The organism is Pseudomonas sp. NY5710 (genome assembly GCF_013305665.1).
Taxonomy (GTDB): domain Bacteria; phylum Pseudomonadota; class Gammaproteobacteria; order Pseudomonadales; family Pseudomonadaceae; genus Aquipseudomonas; species Aquipseudomonas juntendi.
The window spans coordinates 5,267,442-5,282,724 of the sequence record NZ_CP045554.1 but is presented as its reverse complement, the minus strand read 5'-3'; the positions used below and the strand labels follow the sequence as shown (position 1 = coordinate 5,282,724).

General features: G+C 64.7%; 16 protein-coding genes and 1 other RNA gene. 12 read left to right on the top strand and 5 right to left on the bottom strand.

Features of this window, described 5'->3' with window-relative positions; genetic code table 11:
* Window positions 1-46 precede the first annotated feature (46 nt).
* Entirely contained in the window at window positions 47-451 is a 405-nt protein-coding gene (locus tag GEV39_RS24295; protein WP_173891512.1) for a flagellar basal body-associated protein FliL, read from the top strand.
* 22 nt (window positions 452-473) lie between these two features.
* Here the strand turns inward: GEV39_RS24295 and GEV39_RS24290 are convergent, their stop codons facing one another.
* Window positions 474-923 (bottom strand): EVE domain-containing protein, encoded by a 450-nt coding sequence (locus tag GEV39_RS24290; protein ID WP_173891511.1) that lies wholly within the window; start codon window positions 921-923, stop codon window positions 474-476.
* Window positions 924-1,102: 179 nt separating this feature from the next.
* Between GEV39_RS24290 and GEV39_RS24285 the strand changes: the two genes are divergently transcribed.
* On the top strand, window positions 1,103-1,255 hold the full coding sequence (locus tag GEV39_RS24285) for a hypothetical protein (protein WP_173891510.1): 153 nt from the start codon (window positions 1,103-1,105) through the stop codon (window positions 1,253-1,255).
* A gap of 19 nt (window positions 1,256-1,274) precedes the next feature.
* Here GEV39_RS24285 and GEV39_RS24280 read toward each other — a convergent pair whose 3' ends face one another.
* The 4 genes from GEV39_RS24280 to GEV39_RS24265 all read right to left on the bottom strand — a co-directional run bounded on the left by GEV39_RS24280 (window position 1,275) and on the right by GEV39_RS24265 (window position 2,660).
* Entirely contained in the window at window positions 1,275-1,883 is a 609-nt protein-coding gene (locus GEV39_RS24280) for a 5-formyltetrahydrofolate cyclo-ligase (protein ID WP_173891509.1), read from the bottom strand.
* 80 nt (window positions 1,884-1,963) lie between these two features.
* Window positions 1,964-2,143: non-coding RNA, 6S RNA (ssrS, locus tag GEV39_RS24275), on the bottom strand.
* 17 nt (window positions 2,144-2,160) lie between these two features.
* Window positions 2,161-2,481, bottom strand: a complete 321-nt coding sequence (locus GEV39_RS24270) for a cell division protein ZapA (RefSeq protein WP_009684142.1) — start codon at window positions 2,479-2,481, stop codon at window positions 2,161-2,163.
* On the bottom strand, window positions 2,478-2,660 hold the full coding sequence (locus GEV39_RS24265) for a TIGR02449 family protein (RefSeq protein ID WP_029886233.1): 183 nt from the start codon (window positions 2,658-2,660) through the stop codon (window positions 2,478-2,480). Before GEV39_RS24265 ends, GEV39_RS24270 begins: the two co-directional genes overlap by 4 nt.
* 181 nt (window positions 2,661-2,841) lie before the next feature.
* Between GEV39_RS24265 and GEV39_RS24260 the strand changes: the two genes are divergently transcribed.
* The 10 genes from GEV39_RS24260 to gcvP all read left to right on the top strand — a co-directional run bounded on the left by GEV39_RS24260 (window position 2,842) and on the right by gcvP (window position 15,240).
* A complete protein-coding gene (locus GEV39_RS24260) occupies window positions 2,842-3,396 on the top strand; it encodes a YecA/YgfB family protein (RefSeq protein WP_009684141.1) in 555 nt (184 codons plus the stop codon).
* Between the two features lie 21 nt (window positions 3,397-3,417).
* Window positions 3,418-4,752: a Xaa-Pro aminopeptidase gene (pepP, locus tag GEV39_RS24255; RefSeq protein WP_173891508.1), complete on the top strand. Its 1,335-nt coding sequence runs from the start codon at window positions 3,418-3,420 to the stop codon at window positions 4,750-4,752.
* Complete coding sequence (gene ubiH / locus GEV39_RS24250; RefSeq protein WP_173891507.1) at window positions 4,749-5,948, top strand: 2-octaprenyl-6-methoxyphenyl hydroxylase; 1,200 nt, start codon at window positions 4,749-4,751, stop codon at window positions 5,946-5,948. Before pepP ends, ubiH begins: the two co-directional genes overlap by 4 nt.
* The gene (locus GEV39_RS24245; RefSeq protein WP_173891506.1) at window positions 5,945-6,427 is read left to right on the top strand and encodes a DUF4442 domain-containing protein; all 483 of its coding nucleotides are present in this window, start codon (window positions 5,945-5,947) and stop codon (window positions 6,425-6,427) included. Before ubiH ends, GEV39_RS24245 begins: the two co-directional genes overlap by 4 nt.
* 8 nt (window positions 6,428-6,435) lie before the next feature.
* Window positions 6,436-7,653 (top strand): 2-octaprenyl-3-methyl-6-methoxy-1,4-benzoquinol hydroxylase, encoded by a 1,218-nt coding sequence (locus GEV39_RS24240; protein WP_173891763.1) that lies wholly within the window; start codon window positions 6,436-6,438, stop codon window positions 7,651-7,653.
* A 117-nt stretch (window positions 7,654-7,770) separates the two neighbouring features.
* Window positions 7,771-8,772, top strand: a complete 1,002-nt coding sequence (locus GEV39_RS24235) for an extracellular solute-binding protein (protein ID WP_173891505.1) — start codon at window positions 7,771-7,773, stop codon at window positions 8,770-8,772.
* Window positions 8,773-8,908: 136 nt separating this feature from the next.
* Complete coding sequence (locus GEV39_RS24230; RefSeq protein WP_173891504.1) at window positions 8,909-10,531, top strand: ABC transporter permease; 1,623 nt, start codon at window positions 8,909-8,911, stop codon at window positions 10,529-10,531.
* Window positions 10,532-10,655: 124 nt separating this feature from the next.
* Window positions 10,656-11,738, top strand: coding sequence for a glycine cleavage system aminomethyltransferase GcvT (gene gcvT, locus GEV39_RS24225; RefSeq protein WP_173891503.1), 1,083 nt, complete (start codon window positions 10,656-10,658; stop codon window positions 11,736-11,738).
* A gap of 51 nt (window positions 11,739-11,789) precedes the next feature.
* Complete coding sequence (gene gcvH / locus GEV39_RS24220; protein WP_173891502.1) at window positions 11,790-12,173, top strand: glycine cleavage system protein GcvH; 384 nt, start codon at window positions 11,790-11,792, stop codon at window positions 12,171-12,173.
* A 193-nt stretch (window positions 12,174-12,366) separates the two neighbouring features.
* Window positions 12,367-15,240, top strand: coding sequence for an aminomethyl-transferring glycine dehydrogenase (gene gcvP, locus GEV39_RS24215; protein ID WP_173891501.1), 2,874 nt, complete (start codon window positions 12,367-12,369; stop codon window positions 15,238-15,240).
* Window positions 15,241-15,283: the final 43 nt, after the last annotated feature.

Below are 15,283 nucleotides of genomic sequence, written 5' to 3'. Positions count from 1 at the left end.
CGCAGTGCTGGGTAAGCTGGCGCCAATTGGAATGAGGAGCGAATTCGTGAAAGCGTGGATCTTGATGGTACTGGCGCTGTTGCTGCCAACTGCGGCCATGGCCGAAGAAGCCAAGGAGGGTGCCCCCAAGGTTGCCTACATCACCCTGAGCCCGCCTTTTGTCGGCAACTATGCCCTTGATGGCGGCCCCCGCCTGCGGGTGTACAAGGCCGATGTGGCCCTGCGTGTGACCGGTGATGAGGCCGCCAAGGCCGTTCAGCACCACGAGCCGCTGATCCGTAACCAGCTGGTGGCGCTGTTCACCCAACAGTCTGTCGACAGCATGAGCAATGTCGAGGCCAAGGAGCACCTGCGCCAGGAGGCGCTGAAACAGGTGCAGCAGGTGATGGAAGCCGAAGAGGGCAAGCCGATCGTTGAGGACCTGCTGTTCAATAACCTGATCGTGCAGTAAACGGCGCCGCTGGCGCGCGGTTTCAGCGCAATGCGACAATCACCGCCCATTGCTCGTCGGTTACCGGCATGACCGACAGGCGGCTGCCCTTCTGCACCAGCGGCAGTTCGGCCAGGCCGGCCTGCTGCTTCAGCTGGCCCAGCTCCAGCACCCGTGGCAGGGTTTGCACATGTGCCACATCCACCGCGCTCCACGGGTTCTTCTCGGCTGTGGCCTTGGCATCATGGTAAGGGCTTTGCGGGTCCAGGGCAGTCGGGTCGGGGTAAGCCGCACGAATGATTTCGCCAATACCGGCAATGCCAGGTTGTGGGCAGCTGGAATGATAGAAAAAGAACCTGTCACCCTCGCTCATGGCCCGCAGGAAATTACGCGCCTGGTAATTGCGCACGCCGTCCCAGCGCGCTTCACCCAGGCGCCCCAGCGCTTCGATGGAGAGTTCGTCGGGTTCGGATTTCATCAGCCAGTAGGCCATGCGTGTCGCTCCTGAAAAGGTTTGAAATAACCTGGTGCACGAAACCGACAGCCGGTTGGCGTCAAGGTTTGCTTGCAGACGCAGGTTGTCGGAAAATGCGCCCCGTTTAATGCGCGATGCTCCGGCGACACTCAGAAAGCCGCCGAGCCTGAACAGTTTGCCTTGGGGGGCAATCTTCCATGTATCAACGTAAAAAACCGGATCTGCTGTGGGTCCTGGTGTTCATTTTTGGCCTGGGTGTGGTCACTACCGGTTATGCGCAAGGGTTATGGGAGCGCAAGCTGGACAACGCCTACGAAACGTCGGCAGACGCCAGCCAACCGCAACGTTGATGCCCCCTGCTGGCGCCGGTTACCGCGGCGCCAGGTACCAGCCACGGTCCGAGACCGTGCCCTGCAACGGTACGTCCCAACTGGCCTGCGCCAGCCGCTCGACCTTCTGGCACTCATGCGCCAAGCCCAGCAGTAATGGTTTTTTCCAGCTTTGCCGGCGCCCCTGGTAGGCCAGGCTGCGGTCATAGAAGCCGCCGCCCATGCCCAGGCGCCCGCCCACCTCATCAAAGCCGACCAGCGGCAACAGAATCAGGTCCAGTGCCCAGATGGGCCGTTGGCGTTTGCGCTCGATAACCGGTTCAGGGATACGGAAACGGTTGGGTCGCAGTTTTTCCCCTGGCTCGAAACGCTGGAACACCATGCGCGTGCGCGGCCAGGCATGCAGCACCGGCAGGTAGGTGCGCTTGCCGCGGCGCTGGGCTTCACGCAATAACAGGCGCGGGTCTATTTCGCCGTCGTTGGGCAGGTACAGGGCAATGTGCCTGGCGCGGCGGAACAGGGGGTGCTGGGCCAATTGCCGATACAGCCCAAGGGCCGCCTGGCGCTGCTGGGCGGGGGTGAGGGCGCGGCGGGCATTGCGCAGCAAACGGCGAAGCTGAGGGCGGGTAAGCGGCGCGGTGTCGGTCATGGCACAGGCGATCCCAGGCGTGCTGGCCGCCAGACGCGGCACAAACGAATTGCCCGCCACAGGGGGCGGGCAAGGAATTCAGGCTCCCCGATAAGACCGCTATCGGTGTAGCCCTTGAACCCGAAAGTTCAAGGTGGAGATTGCAGGGGGCGTTAAGGCTTTCCGTCGGGCGGACATGCACACCGGCCCCAGCGTGCAACCCCCGTGGTTGTGCGTATCGGCTCAGGGACATAACCGACTGGCGCATCCCCCAGGGAGTGGCGCCAGTATACCAATCTCAGCCGATTTTGGTATCCGTGTCGTCGGACAAAGCCTTGTCCACCCGATCCAGCAGGTCGCGCACCTGTTCGCGGTTGGTGCCGCTGACCGGCGCTGCGCTGCGGTCTTCCTGGCGGTGCAGCATCTCGTGGGTGATGTTCAACGCGGCCATGACGGCAATGCGGTCGGCGCCGATCACCTTGCCGCTGCTGCGGATCTCGCGCATCTTGCTGTCCAGGTAGCGGGCTGCGCTAACCAGGTTGTTGCGCTCTTCCGGCGGGCAGATGATCGAGTAGTCCTTGTCGAGGATCTGCACGGTGACGCTATTGCTTGAACTCATGAGTCTTGCTCCAGAGCCTTGAGGCGTAAAATCATCGACTCGACCTTGCGCTTGGCTATCTCGTTTTTTTCGATGAGGTGGGCGCGCTCTTCGCGCCAGGACTTTTCCTGAGCTACTAGGAGTGCATTTTGCCGTTTTAGTTGCTCGACACGTTCGATCAGCAGCTCGAAACGGCTCATCAGTGCCTGCAGGTCGTTCTCTTGCGTGGGTTGCACTCGATTCGCTCCGTCGTTCGGTCACCTGGCGATGATGCCTCTCCCTGGGTGGCGACGGCCAGTGCCGATGGTCTTGGCGCGCCTGCCGGTGCTAGGATACAAGGCCTCATTCTAGTCATTTGCGCCGTCTGGCGCCTAGCTGCCCATGCCCAATACCCAATCGCCCTACATCGCTTTCGCCATGCTGCTGTCCAGCAATGGCCACCCTGTCACCCCGGCCGAACTGCACGGCCTGCTGATTGGCCGCAGCTGCGCCGGTGCCGGCTTCGATGCCGACGGCTGGCTGGCCGACGCGGCCCAACTGCTGGAAACCGAGCCCGGTGACACCGTGCGCAACGCCCTGGTTGGCCTGCAGGAAATGGTTAAGGGCGAGCTCACCAGCGACGACATGGCCATCGTTCTGCTGCTGCCTTCCGACGATGCCGCGCTGACCGACCGCGCCACCGCGCTGGGGCAGTGGTGCCAGGGCTTCATCACCGGCTTCGGCCTGAACGCCGGCGGCAAGGACTTGTCCGACGAGGCCAAGGAAGTGCTGCAGGACCTGGTGGCCATTTCCCAAGTGCAGGAAGCCCTCGAAGAATCCGAAGATGGCGAGAGCGACTACATGGAAGTCATGGAGTACCTGCGCGTTGCGCCGCTGCTGCTGTTCTCCGAGCTGGCCAAGCCTTCCGCACCCGCGCCCAAGCCATCGCTGCACTGATCAACCAGGGGTAGTCTGCCCATGAGCCACATTCCCAAGGCCGAGTATGCCCGGCGGCGCAAGGCGCTGATGGCGCAGATGGTCCCCAACAGCATCGCCATCCTACCCGCCGCCGCCGTTGCCATCCGCAACCGTGACGTCGAGCACGTGTACCGCCAGGACAGCGACTTCCAGTACCTCAGCGGCTTCCCCGAGCCAGAGGCGGTCATTGCCCTGATCCCCGGGCGCGAGCACGGTGAGTACGTGCTGTTCTGCCGTGAGCGCAACCCTGAGCGGGAGCTGTGGGATGGCTTGCGCGCCGGCCAGGAAGGCGCAGTGAGTGATTTTGGCGCCGACGATGCATTCCCCATCGCTGACATCGACGAAATCCTGCCTGGCCTGATCGAAGGCCGCGAGCGGGTGTACAGCGCCATGGGCAGCAACCCTGAATTCGACCGCCGGTTGATGGACTGGATCAACGTGATCCGCTCCAAGGCCCGGCTGGGTGCCCAGCCACCGAACGAGTTCGTTGCGCTGGATCATCTGCTGCATGACATGCGCCTGTATAAATCGGCAGCGGAAGTGAAAGTCATGCGGGCGGCTGCAGACATTTCTGCGCGTGCCCATGTGCGGGCCATGCAGGCCTGCCGGGCCGGGTTGTACGAATACAGCCTGGAAGCCGAACTGGACTACGAGTTCCGCAAGGGCGGGGCGAAGATGCCGGCCTACGGCTCCATCGTTGCCGCTGGGCGCAATGGCTGCATCCTGCACTACCAGCAGAATGACGCGCCGCTCAGGGAGGGCGAGCTGGTGCTGATCGACGCCGGCTGCGAAATCGACTGCTACGCCAGTGACATCACCCGCACCTTCCCGGTCAGCGGGCGCTTTTCACCCGAGCAGAAGGCTATCTACGAGCTGGTGCTCAAGGCGCAGGCCGCAGCGTTCGCCGAAATCGCCCCCGGCAAGCACTGGAACCATGCCCATGAGGCGACCGTGCGGGTCATCACCACCGGGCTGGTGGAGCTGGGCCTGCTGGAGGGCGATGTGCAGGCGCTGATCGACAGCGAAGCCTACCGCGCCTTCTACATGCACCGTGCCGGCCACTGGCTGGGCATGGATGTACACGATGTGGGCGAGTACAAGGTGGGCGGTGAATGGCGGGTGCTGGAACCGGGTATGGCGCTGACCGTCGAACCGGGTATCTACATTGGTGCCGACAATCAGGCCGTGGCCAAGAAGTGGCGCGGCATTGGGGTAAGGATCGAGGACGACGTGGTGGTGACCAGGCAAGGTTGTGAAATCCTCACTTCGGGCGTGCCACGCACGGTCGCCGAGATCGAGGCGCTGATGCAGGCTGCACGCAAGGACGCCGCATGAACCGGGTAAACCTGGCAATCATTGGTGGCGGCCTGGTGGGTGCCAGCCTGGCGTTGGCCTTGCAGGCCGGGGCCAAGGCCAGAGGCTGGAAGATCCTGCTGATCGAGCCGTTCGCCCCTGGCGACAGTTACCAGCCCAGCTACGATGCCCGCTCTTCGGCCTTGTCGTTCGGCACCCAGCAGATCTACCAGCAACTGGGCCTGTGGCAGGCCATTGGCCACCGAGCCGAGCCGATCCGGCAGATTCACGTCTCCGACCGTGGCCGCTTTGGCGCCACCCGCCTGGATGCCCAGGAAGAAGGCGTGCCGGCGCTGGGTTACGTGGTGGAGAACGCCTGGCTGGGCCAGTGCCTGTGGCAAGGCCTGGACCGCGAGGTGGTCAGCTGGCGCTGCCCGGCAGAAGTGACCGCGCTGCAGGCGGTCGACGGTGGCTACCAGCTGCGCTTGAACGACGACACCCAGCTGCACTGCGACCTGGCAGTGCTGGCCGACGGCGGCCGTTCTGGTTTGCGCGAGCAACTGGGCATCCAGGTACGCCATACGCCCTACCAGCAGAGCGCCCTGATCGCCAACATCAGCCCTGGCGAGGCCCATCGCGGCCAGGCCTTCGAGCGCTTCACCGAAGACGGCCCCATGGCCCTGCTGCCATTGCCGGATAACCGCTGCGCGCTGGTATGGACCCGCCAGGGCATGGACGCCAAACGGCTGGCCGCCATCGACGAGCGCAGTTTCCTGCGCGAGTTGCAGGGGGTGTTCGGCTACCGGCTGGGTGCGCTGCGCCAGGTGGGTGCGCGGCATCTGTACCCGCTGTCGTTGATCGAAGCCCAGGAGCAGGTGCGGCCACAGTTGGTGGTGCTCGGCAACGCTGCGCACAGCTTGCACCCGATTGCCGGCCAGGGGTTCAACTTGTCGTTGCGTGACGTGCAAGCGTTGGCCGAGGCGTTGCTTGCCGGCCCGCAGCGCCCGGGCGACCTGGCCACGCTGCAGGCCTATCACCAGCGCCAGCGCCTGGACCAGGCCATGACCATCGGCTTCTCCGACCAGGTCACCCGCCTGTTCGGCAGCCAGCAGCCGTTGCTGGCCGCCGGGCGTAACCTGGGCCTGCTCGGGCTTGACCTGCTGCCACCGGCCAAAAGTTGGTTCGCTCGCCAGGCCATGGGCCTGGGCACCCGCCCCGACCGGCAGGGCCAGGCATGAACAACCCCCGTAAACGCGCACGCCGGGCGCGCATGCTGCGCTGGCTGTTGAACCTTTACCCGCCTTACTTGGGGGCAGGTATCCGCGTGCAGCACATCAGCCCGGACCTGCGCAGCGTGAAGGTGGCAATGAAGCTGACGCGCTGGAACCGCAATTACGTCGGTACCCAGTTTGGCGGCAGCCTGTATGCCATGGTCGACCCGTTCTACATGCTGTTGCTGATCGAGCAGTTGGGGCGCGACTACATTGTCTGGGACAAGGCCGCCAGCATCGATTTCATCGCGCCGGGCAAAGGCCCGGTGTTTGCCGAATTCCACGTCGATGACGCGCTGCTGAACGACATTCGTCAGCAGACCGCTACCGGCAAGAAGTGCCTGCCGCGTGTGCAGGTCGATATCCGCGATGGCGCCGGCGAACTGGTGGCGCGGGTCGATAAAACCCTATACGTGCGGCTCAAGCCGCAAGCGAGGCAGGCGTAGGCATGGAAATGCGCGCAGATCTGTTGATTGTCGGTGCCGGTATGGTCGGCAGCGCCCTGGCCCTGGCGTTACGCCACAGTGGCTTGCAAATCCTCTTGCTCGACGGCGGCCCGCTGACGGTCAAGCCGTTCGATGCCCAGGCTCCGTTCGAACCGCGTGTCAGCGCATTGTCGGCCGCCAGCCAGCGCATTCTCGAACGCCTCGGTGCCTGGGAAGGCATTGCCCAGCGGCGTGCCACACCGTACTCCGACATGCATGTGTGGGACGGCAGCGGCACCGGGCAGATTCACTTTTCGGCGGCCAGCGTGCATGCCCAGGTGCTCGGCCATATCGTCGAGAACCGGGTGGTGCAGGACAGCCTGCTGGAGCGCCTGCACGACAGCGATGTCGGCCTGCTGGCCAACGCGCGGCTGGAACAACTGCGCCGCTCTGGCGATGACTGGCTGCTGACCCTGGCCGATGGCCGGCGCTTGCGCGCGCCGCTGGTGGTCGCGGCCGATGGCGCCCATTCGGCCGTGCGGCGGCTGGCCGGTTGCGACACCCGCGAATGGGATTACCTGCACCACGCCATCGTGACCAGCGTGCGTTGCAGCGCCGGGCACCAGGCCACAGCCTGGCAGCGCTTCACCGATGAGGGGCCGCTGGCCTTCCTGCCGTTGACCCGAGGAGGCCAGCAAGACTGGTGCTCGATCGTCTGGTCGACCACGCCGGAGCAGGCCGAGCGGTTGATGGCGCTGGATGACGCTGCCTTCGTGCAGGCCCTGGAGCGGGCCTTCGAGGGGCGCCTGGGGAGCGTGCTGCAGGCCGACCCACGGGTGTGTGTACCGCTGCGTCAGCGCCACGCCAAGCGCTACGTGGAGCACGGCCTGGCGTTGGTGGGTGATGCGGCCCACACCATCCACCCCTTGGCCGGGCAGGGCGTCAACCTGGGGTTTCTGGATGCGGCGGTGCTGGCCGACGTACTGGGCAAGGCCTGCGAGCGTGGCGAACGGCTGGCGGACGTGAAGGTATTGAGCCGTTACGAGCGCCGGCGCATGCCGCATAACCTGGCGCTGATGGCGGCGATGGAAGGGTTCGAGCGGTTGTTCCAGGCCAACCCGCTGCCGTTGCGCTGGTTGCGCAACAGTGGGCTGAAGCTGGTGCAGCAGCTGCCCGAAGCCAAGGCGATGTTCGTGCGCCAGGCGTTGGGGCTGTCCGGGGATTTGCCGGAATTGGCCAAGGCTTGAGATGGCGGGGGCCGCTTTGCGCCCCCTCTGCAACATCCGGTAACGGCTCAAAGGATGAGCCAGAAAATGGGATTCACTACCATTTGCGCCTCTCATACCTTCCGAGGAGCGCTTTCCATGTTGCCACGCAAGCCCCTACTGGCCGCCCTGGCCCTGACTTTGTTCGGCGGCACCGCCCAGGCAGCGGAAGAAGTGGTGGTGTACTCCTCGCGCATCGATGAGCTGATCAAGCCGGTGTTCGATGCCTATACCGCCAAAACCGGCGTCAAGGTCAAGTTCATCACCGACAAGGAAGCGCCGCTGATGCAGCGCATCAAGGCCGAGGGCGACAATGGCGTGGCCGACCTGCTGCTGACCGTCGATGCCGGCAACCTGTGGCAGGCCGAGCAAATGGGCATCCTGCAGCCGATCAAGTCCGCCACCATCGACCAGAACATTCCGCCGCAGTACCGCGCCTCGTCCCATGATTGGACCGGCCTCAGCTTGCGCGCGCGCACCATCGTCTACTCCAGCGAGCGGGTCAAACCGGCAGAGTTGAGCACCTACGAGGCCCTGGCCGACAAGCAGTGGGAAGGCCGCCTGTGCCTGCGCACGGCGAAAAAGGTCTACAACCAGTCGTTGACCGCCACCCTGATCGAAACCCATGGCGAGGCGAAGACCGAGCAAATCGTCAAAGGCTGGGTCAACAACCTGTCCACCGATGTGTTCTCCGACGACAACGCGGTGATCCAGGCCATTGCGGCCGGCCAGTGCGACGTGGGCATCGTCAACACCTACTACTACGGCCGCCTGCACAAGCAGAACCCGCAGTTGCCGGTGAAGCTCTTCTGGCCCAACCAGGGCGACCGTGGCGTGCACGTGAACCTGTCGGGCATTGGCCTTAGCAAACATGCACCGCACCCCGAGGCAGCGACCAAGCTGGTGGAATGGATGACGGGCGAAGAAGCACAGAAACTGTTCGCCGACATCAACCAGGAATTCCCGGCCAACCCGAAGGTCAGGCCATCGGAAGAAGTGGCAGCGTGGGGCAGCTTCAAGGCCGACAGCATTCCGGTGGAAATTGCCGGCAAACGCCAGGCTGAAGCCATTCGCCTGATGGATCGGGCTGGCTGGAATTAAGCGCCGGGCTTTATCCTCTCGGGGCCTGAAAGGGCCTTTTCGCGGGCTCGCCCGCTCCCACAGGGACCGCTGTGGGAGCGGGCGAGCCCGCGAACGACCGCAAAGCGGTCGCAAACCAGCCATAGAGACATTCACCTTGTCCCACACCCCCCAACGCCGCTGGTACTTGCCGGTATCGCTGATCGCTGCCCTGGTACTCCTGCCCCTCAGCGTGCTGCTGCTGTCGTGGCAATCCCTAGACGTGCAGATCTGGTCGCACCTGCTCGACACCCAGATGACTCGCCTGCTGGGCAATACCCTGGCGCTGGTGGTGGGTGTGGGCATCGGCGTCACCGTGTTGGGCGTCAGCCTGGCCTGGCTCACCAGCCTCTGTGAGTTCCCCGGCCGGCGCTGGCTGGACTGGGCGCTGATGTTGCCGTTCGCCATACCTGCCTATGTGCTGGCTTTCGTGTTCGTCGGCTTGCTGGACTTCGCGGGCCCGGTGCAGACCGCACTGCGTGAGCTATTCGGCCCCATGCGCCTGCCCCGGGTGCGCTCTACCGGCGGGGTCATCATCGTGCTGGTGCTGGTGTTCTACCCCTATGTCTACCTGCTGGCGCGCACGGCGTTCCTGGCCCAGGGCAAAGGCTTGATGGAGGCTGCGCGGGTACTTGGGTTATCACCCTTGCAGGCCTTCTGGCGGGTGGCGCTGCCCATGGCGCGGCCGGCGATCGGCGCCGGTGTCGCCCTGGCGCTGATGGAAACCCTGGCCGATTTCGGCGCGGTGGCGGTGTTCAATTTCGACACCTTCACCACAGCCATCTACAAGACCTGGTACGGGTTTTTCAGCCTGTCCAGCGCAGCCCAGCTGGCCAGCCTGTTGCTGCTGGCGGTGATGCTGGTGCTGTACGGCGAGCGCCGTGCCCGCGGCGCCAGCCGCAGTGGCAACGAGCGGCCACGCGGGCAGGCGCTGTACCGCTTGCGCGGGCTGAAGGCGTTGCTGGCCAGCGGCTGGTGCCTGCTGGTGTTCGCCTGCGCCTTCGTCATCCCGCTGCTGCAACTGCTGGTGTGGTTCTGGCAGCGCGGGCGGCATGACCTGGACGAGCGCTATGTCGGCCTGGTGTCGCACACCTTGTACCTGGGCGCCATGGCCGCGCTGCTCACCGTGAGCGCGGCATTGCTGCTGGCCTTCGCCCGACGCCAGGCGCCGAGCGCCGGCATACGCGCCGGGGTTGGCCTGGCCAACCTGGGCTATGCCTTGCCCGGTTCGGTGTTGGCGGTGTCGATCATGCTGGCCTTCAGCTACCTGGACAACCAGTTGGTCATCCCGCTGTCCGGCTGGTTGGGCGGGGCCGGCAAACCGTTGCTGCTGGGCAGCCTGTCGGCCTTGCTGCTGGCTTACCTGGTGCGCTTTATCGCCGTGGCTTACGGGCCACTGGAAAGCAGCCTGGAGCGCATTCGGCCTTCTTTGCCCGAGGCTTCACGCAGCCTGGGTGTCGGCGGTGCCAGGTTGTTCCTCAAGGTTTACCTGCCGCTGTTGCTCCCGGGCGCCCTCAGCGCGGCCTTGTTGGTGTTTGTCGACGTACTCAAGGAAATGCCGGCCACCTTGCTGATGCGGCCGTTCGGTTGGGACACGCTCGCGGTGCGGGTTTTCGAGATGACCAGTGAAGGCGAATGGGCGCGAGCGTCATTGCCCGCCCTGACGCTGGTGCTGGTGGGCCTGTTGCCGGTCATCGGCCTGATCCGCCGTTCGGCCCGTCGACCCGGCCACAGTCACTGAGGGTGCCAGAGCGCGGGCTTGCGGCTACAATGCGCGGCATTCGCGCGGCGGGTGTCAAACAACAAGAGCTGACGCGCAACGTCATCGACCGCCGCCGCTTCGCCACGCCCGGAAGGAGAAACCCATGGGACAGCGCACGCTTTTGTACGACCTGCACCTGGCGCTAGGCGCCAAGACGGTCGATTTCGGTGGCTGGGACATGCCCCTGCACTATGGCTCGCAGGTCGAGGAGCACCATCAGGTGCGCAGCGATTGCGGGGTGTTCGATGTTTCCCACATGACCGTGATCGATGTCGATGGTCGCGATGCCACTGCCTGGTTGCAGCGTCTGCTGGCCAACGATGTGGCCCGCCTCGACGACACCGGCAAAGCGCTATACAGCCCGCTGTTGCAGGCGCAGGGCGGAGTGATCGACGACCTGATCGTATACCGCACGCAAGATGGCTATCGCCTGGTCACCAACGCCGCTACCCGCGCCAAGGTGCTCGGCTGGCTGCAGCAGCAGCGTGACGGTTTTGCCGTGGACTTCAAGGTCCGTCCCGACCTGGCCATCCTTGCCATCCAGGGCCCGCGTGCCCGAGAAAAGGTTGCGCCCCTGCTAAGCGCCGCGCGTGCCGCGCTGATCCGCGAACTGCGCCCGTTCAAAGGCTTTGCCGAAGGCGACTGGTTCATTGCCCGCACCGGGTATACCGGTGAAGACGGCCTCGAGATCATCTTCCCTGGCGACCAGGCCGTGGGCTTCTTCAACGAACTGGTGGGTGCCGGCATTGCCCCCAGCGGCCTTGGCGCGCGCGATACCCTGCGCCTGGAAGCCGGCATGAACCTGTACGGCCAGGACATTGACGAGCAGCACACCCCGCTTACCTCCAACCTGGGCTGGAGCATTGCCTGGGAGCCTGCCGAGCGTGACTTCATTGGCCGCGCTGCCCTGTTGGCGGAAATCGAGCACGGTGTGCAGGAAAAACTGGTCGGCCTGGTACTGGAAGAGCGCGGCGTGCTGCGCGCCCATCAGGTCGTGCGTGTCGCCGGTATTGGCGAAGGGGAGATCACCAGTGGTAGTTTCTCGCCTACGCTGAGCAAGTCCATTGCCTTGGCGCGCGTGCCCATGGCCACCGGTGACCGGGCCGAGGTGGAAATTCGCGGCAAGTGGTACCCGGTGCGGGTGGTCAAACCGACCTTCGTGCGCCACGGCAAGATCCTGATCTGAACCATTATTTACCGGCGGGCGTACCGCTGAGCCAATCGAGGAATTCAAGACATGAGCAATATCCCCGCCGACCTGCGTTTCGCCGAAAGCCATGAGTGGGCCCGCCTGGAAGCCGACGGCAGCGTTACCGTGGGCATCAGCGACCACGCCCAGCAAGCCCTGGGTGACGTGGTGTTCGTCGAGCTTGCCGAAGTCGGCAAGGTGTTCGCCGCGGGCGACGCTGCCGGCGTGGTCGAGTCGGTCAAGGCCGCTTCGGACATCTACGCCCCGGTGGGTGGCGAAGTGATCGCGGTGAACGAAGAGCTGGCTGACAGCCCGGAGCTGCTCAACGAAGAGCCTTACGGGGCGTGGATCTTCAAGCTCAAGCCAAGCAACGGTGCCGAGCTGGACAAGCTGCTGGATGCTGCCGGTTACAAGGCTGCGATCGGCGAATAAGACCGCGTCGCCTGCTTCGCGGCTAAAGCCGCTCCTACAGGTATTGCATGGCCCTGCGTCTTGCGCGACCCCTTGTAGGAGCGGCTTTAGCCGCGAAGAGGCCGGACCTGCAAACAAGTTTCCCCGCACAACCGGCAATCCCTTCCTAGACTTGTAGTCTCCATGAGAGCTGTTCCAGGAAGAGAGCGTGGTCATGTCCCAGTCGCCGTCCCTGCATCAACTGCAAGAGCTCAACCCGTTCCTGCGTCGCCACCTGGGCCCGGATGCCGCCGAGCAGCAGGCCATGCTCAACGCTCTGGGCGTGGCGAGCCGCGCCGAGCTGATCGAGCAAACCGTTCCGCCAGGCATCCGCCTGAAGCGCCCCCTCGACCTGCCACCGGCACTCGACGAGCAAGCGGCCTTGGCCAAACTCGCGGGTTACGCCGCGCAAAACCAGGTATGGACCAGCCTGATCGGCATGGGCTACCACGGCACCATCACCCCCACGGTGATCCTGCGCAACGTGCTGGAAAATCCCGGCTGGTACACCGCCTACACGCCTTACCAGCCCGAAATAGCCCAGGGCCGGCTGGAGGCGCTGCTGAACTACCAGCAGATGGTCATCGACCTGACCGGGCTGGCCCTGGCCAACGCCTCGCTGCTGGACGAGGCGACTGCCGCCGCCGAGGCCATGGCCCTGGCCAAGCGGGTAGCGCGCAGCAAGAGCAACGCATTCTTCGCCGATGAGCACTGCCACCCGCAGACCCTGTCAGTGCTCAAGACCCGCGCCGAAGGCTTCGGCTTCAAACTGATCATCGATTCTGTGGATAACCTGAACACGCATGCGGTATTCGGCGCATTGCTGCAGTACCCCGATACCCACGGCGAGGTGCGCGACCTGCGCCCTCTGATCGAGCACTTGCATGGCCAGCACGCCCTGGCCTGCGTGGCTGCCGACCTGCTCAGCCTCGTACTGCTCACGCCGCCCGGCGAGCTGGGCGCCGATGTGGTGTTGGGTTCTAGCCAGCGCTTTGGTGTACCGATGGGTTACGGCGGGCCACATGCGGCGTATTTCGCCTGCCGCGACGACTACAAGCGGGCCATGCCCGGGCGCATCATCGGCGTGTCGCGTGATGCCCGTGGCAACACCGCGTTGCGCATGGCCCTGCAAACCCGCGAGCAGCATATCCGCCGTGAAAAGGCCAACTCCAACATCTGCACGGCGCAGGTACTGCTGGCCAACATCGCCGGCTTCTACGCGGTCTACCACGGCCCGCAAGGCCTGCAGCGCATTGCCCAGCGCGTGCACCGGCTGACGGCGATACTGGCGGCCGGCCTTGCGGCCAAAGGCATCAAGCGCCTCAACCAGCACTTCTTCGACACCCTTACCCTCGACGTGGGTGGCGCACAGGCCGCCATCATCGAGAGCGCTGAAGCCGCACAGATCAACCTGCGCATACTGGGCCGCGGCCACCTGGGCGTGAGCCTGGATGAAACCTGCAACGAGCAGACAGTGCTGCGCCTGTTGGACATTTTCGTGGGGGTGGACCACGGGCTGGACATCGCCGCGCTTGACCAGTCGGCCCTGGCCGAAGGCATTCCGCCCAGCCTGGTGCGGCATTCGCCGTTCCTTGCCCACCCGGTGTTCAACCTGCACCACAGCGAAACCGAGATGCTGCGCTACCTCAAGCAGCTGGAGAACAAGGACCTGGCGCTGAACCAGTCGATGATCCCGCTGGGCTCCTGCACCATGAAGCTCAATGCTACCAGCGAGATGATCCCGATCACCTGGCCTGCTTTCGCTCAGTTGCACCCGTTCGCCCCGGCGGGGCAGGCCGTCGGGTACAAGGCGATGATCGACGAGCTGGAAAGCTGGCTGTGCACCATTACCGGCTTCGATGCCATCTGCATGCAGCCCAACTCTGGGGCCCAGGGTGAGTACGCTGGCCTGATGGCGATAACCCGCTACCACCGCAGCCGCCAGCAACCGCAGCGTACCTTGTGCCTGATCCCGTCGTCGGCACACGGCACCAACCCGGCGTCGGCACAGATGGCCGGCATGGAGGTGGTGATTGTCGATTGCGATCAGGACGGCAACGTCGACCTGGCAGACCTCAAGGCCAAGGCCGGTGCAGCCGGTGAGCGCCTGTCGTGCCTGATGATCACCTACCCCTCCACCCACGGCGTGTACGAAGAGGGCATTCGCGAAATCTGTGACGTGGTGCACCAGCACGGCGGCCAGGTGTACATGGACGGCGCCAACCTCAATGCCCAGGTGGGGTTGGCGCGCCCTGCCGACATTGGGGCCGATGTGTCGCACCTGAACCTGCACAAGACCTTCTGCATCCCCCACGGCGGCGGTGGTCCGGGCATGGGGCCGATCGGTGTTCGCGCTCATCTGCAACCCTTCGTCGCCAGCCACCCGGTGGTACCGGTCCCCGGCCTGGATCCGAACAACAGTGCGGTCAGCGCTGCGCCCTGGGGCAGCGCCAGCATTCTGCCGATCAGCTGGATGTACATTGCCATGATGGGCCCGCAACTGGCTGACGCCAGCGAGGTGGCGATCCTCTCTGCCAACTACCTGGCCAGCCAGCTGGCTGGGGCCTTCCCGGTGCTCTACCGCGGGCGTAACCAGCGCGTGGCGCATGAGTGCATACTCGACCTGCGGCCGTTGAAGGCGCTGACGGGAATCAGCGAGGAGGACGTGGCGAAGCGCCTGATGGACTATGGCTTCCATGCACCGACCATGTCGTTCCCGGTGCCGGGTACGCTGATGGTGGAACCGACCGAAAGTGAGTCCAAGGCCGAGCTGGACCGCTTTATCGAAGCGATGCTGGCGATTCGCGCGGAGATCGCGGACGTTCAGGATGGCAAGTGGCCGGCAGAGAACAGCCCGCTCAGGCATGCGCCGCATACTTTGGCCGATGTCCTGGGCATATGGGACAGGCCCTACAGCCTGGAGCAGGCGGTGGCACCGGCTGCGCATGTGCGCCAACACAAATACTGGCCGGCGGTTAACCGGGTCGACAACGTGTATGGGGACCGCAACCTGTTCTGTGCCTGTGTGCCGGTGGAGGCTTATCGCTGAAAGCGCAGGGTGACCGATTGGGCGCGCAGCGCGCGCCCCGGGG

Excerpts from the sequence above, each read along its gene's own strand:
- GEV39_RS24240 (WP_173891763.1), top strand. The coding sequence starts at position 6,436 with ATGCGCGCAGATCTGTTGATTGTCGGTGCCGGTATGGTCGGCAGCGCC.
- GEV39_RS24245 (WP_173891506.1), top strand. The coding sequence starts at position 5,945 with ATGAACAACCCCCGTAAACGCGCACGCCGGGCGCGCATGCTGCGCTGG.
- GEV39_RS24265 (WP_029886233.1), bottom strand. The coding sequence starts at position 2,660 with ATGAGCCGTTTCGAGCTGCTGATCGAACGTGTCGAGCAACTAAAACGG.
- GEV39_RS24280 (WP_173891509.1), bottom strand. The coding sequence starts at position 1,883 with ATGACCGACACCGCGCCGCTTACCCGCCCTCAGCTTCGCCGTTTGCTG.
- gcvH (WP_173891502.1), top strand. The coding sequence starts at position 11,790 with ATGAGCAATATCCCCGCCGACCTGCGTTTCGCCGAAAGCCATGAGTGG.
- GEV39_RS24260 (WP_009684141.1), top strand. The coding sequence starts at position 2,842 with ATGCCCAATACCCAATCGCCCTACATCGCTTTCGCCATGCTGCTGTCC.
- gcvT (WP_173891503.1), top strand. The coding sequence starts at position 10,656 with ATGGGACAGCGCACGCTTTTGTACGACCTGCACCTGGCGCTAGGCGCC.
- GEV39_RS24290 (WP_173891511.1), bottom strand. The coding sequence starts at position 923 with ATGGCCTACTGGCTGATGAAATCCGAACCCGACGAACTCTCCATCGAA.
- GEV39_RS24285 (WP_173891510.1), top strand. The coding sequence starts at position 1,103 with ATGTATCAACGTAAAAAACCGGATCTGCTGTGGGTCCTGGTGTTCATT.
- GEV39_RS24235 (WP_173891505.1), top strand. The coding sequence starts at position 7,771 with ATGTTGCCACGCAAGCCCCTACTGGCCGCCCTGGCCCTGACTTTGTTC.
- gcvP (WP_173891501.1), top strand. The coding sequence starts at position 12,367 with ATGTCCCAGTCGCCGTCCCTGCATCAACTGCAAGAGCTCAACCCGTTC.
- pepP (WP_173891508.1), top strand. The coding sequence starts at position 3,418 with ATGAGCCACATTCCCAAGGCCGAGTATGCCCGGCGGCGCAAGGCGCTG.
- GEV39_RS24270 (WP_009684142.1), bottom strand. The coding sequence starts at position 2,481 with ATGAGTTCAAGCAATAGCGTCACCGTGCAGATCCTCGACAAGGACTAC.
- ubiH (WP_173891507.1), top strand. The coding sequence starts at position 4,749 with ATGAACCGGGTAAACCTGGCAATCATTGGTGGCGGCCTGGTGGGTGCC.